Genomic DNA, 5,033 nt, shown 5'->3' with positions numbered 1-5,033 from the left:
AGCCGTAGTAGGTCGACGAAGCGATACCCAGAACCCGCAGGACGAGACCGACCGAGAAGTCATGCGCGTCGAGGAAGCTCATGACCTCCTCCGGGTCGGGCCGATCTCGGAGGCGAAATACGCGCTCGCCGCCTTCAATACCTCGTTGACCGCGCGCAGTTCCTTGTTCTCCGCCCGCAACCGCCGATTCTCGGCCACCAGGTCGGTCGTGGGCCGGTCGTGGCGGTCACCACGGTCGGCCTCGTCCTGGCGCAGCCAACCCCGCAACGCTTCCGGATGCACATTCAGCTGGCGCGCCAGCTGCGCGATCACCGGTTTCGGGTCAGACTCCCGATACAGCCGCACCGCGCGATCACGCAGCTCGACGGGGTACTTCCTCGGAGCAACCACTACACAATTTTCCTTCCTCCAGGCTCACAAGATCAAACCTGGTTCGGAAGTCTCCGAGAAAACGGGGGAAGCACAGGATCGATGAGCCTGTCACGTACGGCGTGCTTGTAGATGTGCCGCAACGCCGACAGCAGATTCTCCGCGGCGGACTCTCCGCCCCGGGAGTTGGCGCGAGCGCGAGAACGGATCTGATGCGCATCCATCAGCTCTTCGATCTCCCTCTTCGTCGGCTCGCTCAACACTCGGTCGCCCCATACCTGACTGATCGCACGCCATGCGGAGTCGTAGCTCCTCAGCGTCTTCGGCGGGACCTTCCTACACACCCGGTCGATGTACTCACCGAGCCGGGGGAAGCCACCCGGTGAGCGGCCGGCATCGCCGGCGCTGCGGTCGAGTACAGGCGGCTGATGGGGGAGCGGGGGTGGTGTGATGGGGGCTTCGTCGAAACTCACGGGGCGCGTAAGAACCCCTGTCATGGGTTCCGTCGGGCGTGGGCGGCGTTGCGGTTCGACGAGGGTCATCGGGTCAACCGCAAACGGGTGCATCGGTTGTGGAAGCAGGAGGGCCTGCAGGTGCGGGCGCATCACCGACGCAAACGCCTCGGCTCCTCGTCGGTGCCTGCGGTCGCCGCGGATGCACCGAAGACGGTGTGGGCGTTGGATTTCCAGTTCGACTCCACTGTGGATGGGCGGGCGGTGAAGATCGCGTCGATGGTCGATGAACACACCCGGGAGTCGCTGCTGCATCTGGTGGAACGCTCCATCACCGGCGAGAAACTCGTCGCCGAACTCGCCCGGGTGTTCGCCACCCGGGGTGTGCCGAAGGTGCTGCGGTGCGACAACGGCCCGGAAATGATATCCACAGCGCTGCAACGCTTTTGCGCCAACAGGATCGGAATCACCTACATTTCGCCCGGCACGCCGTGGAACAACGGCTATATCGAGGGCTATATCGAGTCGTTCAACCGCCGGTTGCGCACCGAGTGCCTCAACCGCAACCACTGGACCTCCCTGCTCGAGGCCCGCGTGGTCATCGGTGACTTCAAGACCGAGCACAACCTGCGGCACCGGCATTCAGCCCTGGGCTACCGGACACCGGCCGAGTACGCTGCGGCCTGCACCCACACCCACCACCCGGTGGACTGCGGGATCGACTGACAACGGACGACAACCCGGGCTCTACGTCCGGGTGGTCGCGTTATCGGGGACTGGCCACGACGACGCCAAACGGTTGAATGTGCAGCCCGGACACGACGCACCCTGCGCGGTGATGCCGGCGTGGATCCGTAAGTCCGATCCGCGGCGGATGTGACCTGCTCGACGTTCAGGTCGGCCAGATGGCGGATGCAGAACGCTCAGATCAAGATCAGCACACCCCGGACCCCGGACGCCACCCAGAAGCTGTGATGGAAGATCCAAACACCCTGTCAGGGTAAAATGTCACCTTTTTCTTCCTGTGCGTTGAGGGCGTCGAGAAGCTTCAAGTCGGACCTGATCGATAGCATTTCGTGGGACGTGTTCGATGATGTCCTCGCGGGAGGAGATCATCAGTTTATGTAGAACAGCCGTGACTTGCGCGTCGATAGTGCGCACAGATTTGCTGCGGCGGTCCGCAATGGCTGCATTGCTCCAGCCTGCAGCCGCTAGGACCGCGACTTGTCGTTCAGCCGGGCTCAGCTCCTGCCAGCGCGAGTTCAGCTTCTGCTCGGCAGTGCGGCGGTCCCGCGAAGTGTCTATGGTAAATGTTCCAAGTGCGAGCCGTTGCAGTTCCTGGTGTTCCGGCCGCAGCTGTACACCCTGGTTTTCGGCGGCAGCGTAGGCGTCTGCGCCAAGTAGTTGGCGGGCGGTGACGATCGCCTGAGCTGACTTATCGGTAAGCGGCCTGAGATTATGAGCGAGGCCGAGTCTCGCACGAAGTGTTTTAGCACCTCCAGCCAAGTATGCGATCTCAGTAGCCAGGGCGACTAGCCTGTCTCTATCGGCTTCCCCGGCAGAGATTATCCGAGCTAGAGACCACATTCGCGCTTGGATAACTACGAGTGCAGTTGATTGGTCACCGCTCGCAAGCTGGTATGCCAGCGAAGCGCGCTGAAGAACTAATGCTTCATAAGGGTCCCCGTGTTCAGTCAAAGCGATGGATCGGGTGTATTCAGCCCACGATCGTTCTGGTTGCGTTCCGAAGACGCTTGCGCGATCAAGATAGCGTCGCGTGATTTCGTTGGCTTGCTGAGCGGTTCCCAAAATCCCGGCAGCCAAAGCCAGATGCAACTCGCAGCTCGCGGCACCGTTATGGTCCCCGCAGGCATGGAATTTATCGCGCGCGCGACTCAGCACGGTTATTGCTTTAGCGTCGCCGTGGATGAATAATAACTGTACGCCCCAGATCAATTCAATGACAGCCGGCAACCCGATATCGCTTTCTGCCGTGTATCTCCAGGAGGTCCTGATTTCAGGATCAGGTGTGTACAGGGCGATGCAGTCGTCGAGGATCCGTTCGGCTTCCCCTTCGCAGCCCTGTACTAGCGCAAGCCACGCGATGGCAGCCATGGCCATGATCTGTAGTTCTGTGGGCGGCCGAGCCAAGGACCTTGTGGCGTCGAGGCAACGTTGGGTCCAGTCACGTGTTTCTCGGACCGAGCCAGTTGCGAATGGTTCTCGGATCGAACCCGTCGCGAATGGAATACGCAAAATGAACAGCCCGAGGCAAATTTCCAGCCCCGCAGCGGATTGTTCCGGCAAGTTAAGGCTTGTTTCGATCGCAGTCTTTATATTGCTCCACGCCGCGAGTGTCCAGGTTCGCTGATCTTGCCCTAGGGGCGTGAACGAGTTGCCCACGGCGTCCATGACTTTGTCGCGGTAGTAATACAAATGTCGCTTGGCAAGGAGGGTTGGTTTGTCTACCTCATTTGTGGAGCGTTGTCGTAAACGGTGTTGAGCGTACACACGCAAGCTCTCCACGAGAGAATAACGCACATTACTGGGAGACATGTGAACCGACACAAGGGAATGGTCGACAAGCCGTTCGAGCAGACCTTGTATTTCGTGTGGCAGCAACTTCGGCGGTCCGTCCCTGCCGCCGCTGTCGTCACCGCAGATGCTCGCGATCGCATCAAGGTCGGCGCCTACATCAAGCGGTGCGGCGGCAAAGTCGGGGTCGTCGGGGTTGAGGTCGTAACCAGAAGCGAAGACGGATAGGCGCTCGAATAGTAGGCGCTCCTCTTCTGAGCACAGATTGTAGGACCATTCGACAACATCGGTGACTGCTCGATGCCGAGGATCAATCCCGTAAGGCCCGTGTGACCACGCAAGCCGACTGTCATCGGCTTGGCCGGTGAGTCCACGAAGGATCATGGCCGGGGGGCAGTGCATCAGTCGGGCTGCCGCGAGCTGGATATAAAGGGGCTGATTGTTCACGCGGCGACAAATCGCAGCAGCCGTCTGAATTTGATCGGTGCCGGTGATCGGGCTACCTGTGAGCTCGGCCCGCTGCAGGAAGAAAGATAAGGCATCCTGATTGGTAAGGGGCGGGACACGTATGATGTGTTCATCAACCCAGCCGAGGGGTTCTCGACTAGTGGCCACAATAGTCAGCTCCGCGATAGCATCAAGCAGGTCCGAAGCTACGCCTGCAGCACTGGAATGCACATGTTCGCAATTATCGAGCACCAAGATGGGGCGCGAATTTCGCTCGCCGCCATCGACTCCGATCAAGGCGCTCACTATAGTATCCCATGCTGAGCGTCCCGATAAATCGCTATCCATGACCGCATGCGCGATCTCTTCCTCCACCGCAGGCTGGGTTGCATCCTTGGCCAACCGTGCCATTCGGACCCAATAAATACGATTTCTTCCCGAAGCGGTTTTCCTGGCGCGTCGCAGCGTTTCGGCAGCCAATCGTGTCTTGCCGATGCCACCGGGACCGGTTAACGTGATCAACCGAACAGCGCGAAGCAGCAGAGAATTGATCATCTCCCGCTCACGGTCTCGGTTGACGAAGCCGGGTGCCGACGCGGGTACATCACCCGCGCGATGAGACCTGCTGTCCATGCTCACACAGCATAGTTCATAATGAGAGAGTCCGGCATATTGCTACATCTCGGCCCCGAAATACTGAAGCTGTCAGGATGAATCTTCTCCGGATGAGCTCTGTCGCAAGGCCGCTGCGACCGGAGCAGACTTGTTGTGACGGGTGCGATAGGGACTGAACTGCTCGCGTGGCGCACCAGCTTCCGGACGGCTCGTATATGTCGAGACGGACGGCCGACATCGAACGTCAGCGCATCCGCGGCAACCTCGAAACTTCCGTTTGACAACACCATTGAGGTTCCCAAATGCCCGATGAGGGCGCGATCGGCGACCTCCGGAGGCAGTTGACTGATCAGCGTTTCCGGGGTGACATGCAGATCGTGTGTCCCACCCGGTGGTCTCGCTCGCTGTCGAGGGAGCACTACGCCGAGTGGGAGCCGTTGCCGGGGTGCGTCACCACGAGCGAACCGGCGCCGATTACGTCATCGTGGCCGCGATCGGCGCACCCCGGGCGGCGCAGCAGGTCCGCGTGCGCTGGGACGACCGGCGCCGCCGCGGCGCCCACTCCGCGAGGCGGACGCTCACCGCCGCCGACACCGGCCGCGCCCAGCAGGCCGC

At 60.9% G+C, this 5,033-nt stretch carries 5 protein-coding genes; 2 read left to right on the top strand and 3 right to left on the bottom strand.

Going from position 1 to position 5,033, the window contains the following annotated elements; all coding sequences use genetic code 11:
• Nucleotides 1–78: 78 nt before the first annotated feature.
• Both ACWEO7_RS37985 and ACWEO7_RS37980 read right to left on the bottom strand, forming a co-directional pair.
• Entirely contained in the window at nucleotides 79–390 is a 312-nt protein-coding gene (locus ACWEO7_RS37985) for a transposase (RefSeq protein ID WP_452430508.1), read from the bottom strand.
• Between the two features lie 32 nt (nucleotides 391–422).
• Complete coding sequence (locus tag ACWEO7_RS37980; protein ID WP_452430509.1) at nucleotides 423–842, bottom strand: hypothetical protein; 420 nt, start codon at nucleotides 840–842, stop codon at nucleotides 423–425.
• On the opposite strand from ACWEO7_RS37980, the gene ACWEO7_RS37975 reads away from it, so the two are divergent.
• Nucleotides 798–1,547, top strand: coding sequence for an IS3 family transposase (locus tag ACWEO7_RS37975; RefSeq protein ID WP_452430507.1), 750 nt, complete (start codon nucleotides 798–800; stop codon nucleotides 1,545–1,547). The genes ACWEO7_RS37980 and ACWEO7_RS37975 overlap by 45 nt on opposite strands.
• A gap of 282 nt (nucleotides 1,548–1,829) precedes the next feature.
• On the opposite strand, the gene ACWEO7_RS37970 is transcribed toward ACWEO7_RS37975, so the two are convergent.
• Nucleotides 1,830–4,436 carry an ATP-binding protein gene (locus tag ACWEO7_RS37970; RefSeq protein WP_452430505.1) on the bottom strand — a complete coding sequence of 869 codons (2,607 nt, stop codon included), beginning with the start codon at nucleotides 4,434–4,436 and terminating at the stop codon, nucleotides 1,830–1,832.
• A gap of 409 nt (nucleotides 4,437–4,845) precedes the next feature.
• On the opposite strand from ACWEO7_RS37970, the gene ACWEO7_RS37965 reads away from it, so the two are divergent.
• Nucleotides 4,846–5,033: hypothetical protein (locus tag ACWEO7_RS37965; protein ID WP_452430503.1), on the top strand; the 188-nt coding region annotated here is incomplete at its 3' end.

The organism is Nocardia sp. NPDC004260, assembly GCF_053603155.1.
This window is presented reverse-complemented; position numbering and strand designations above follow the sequence as displayed.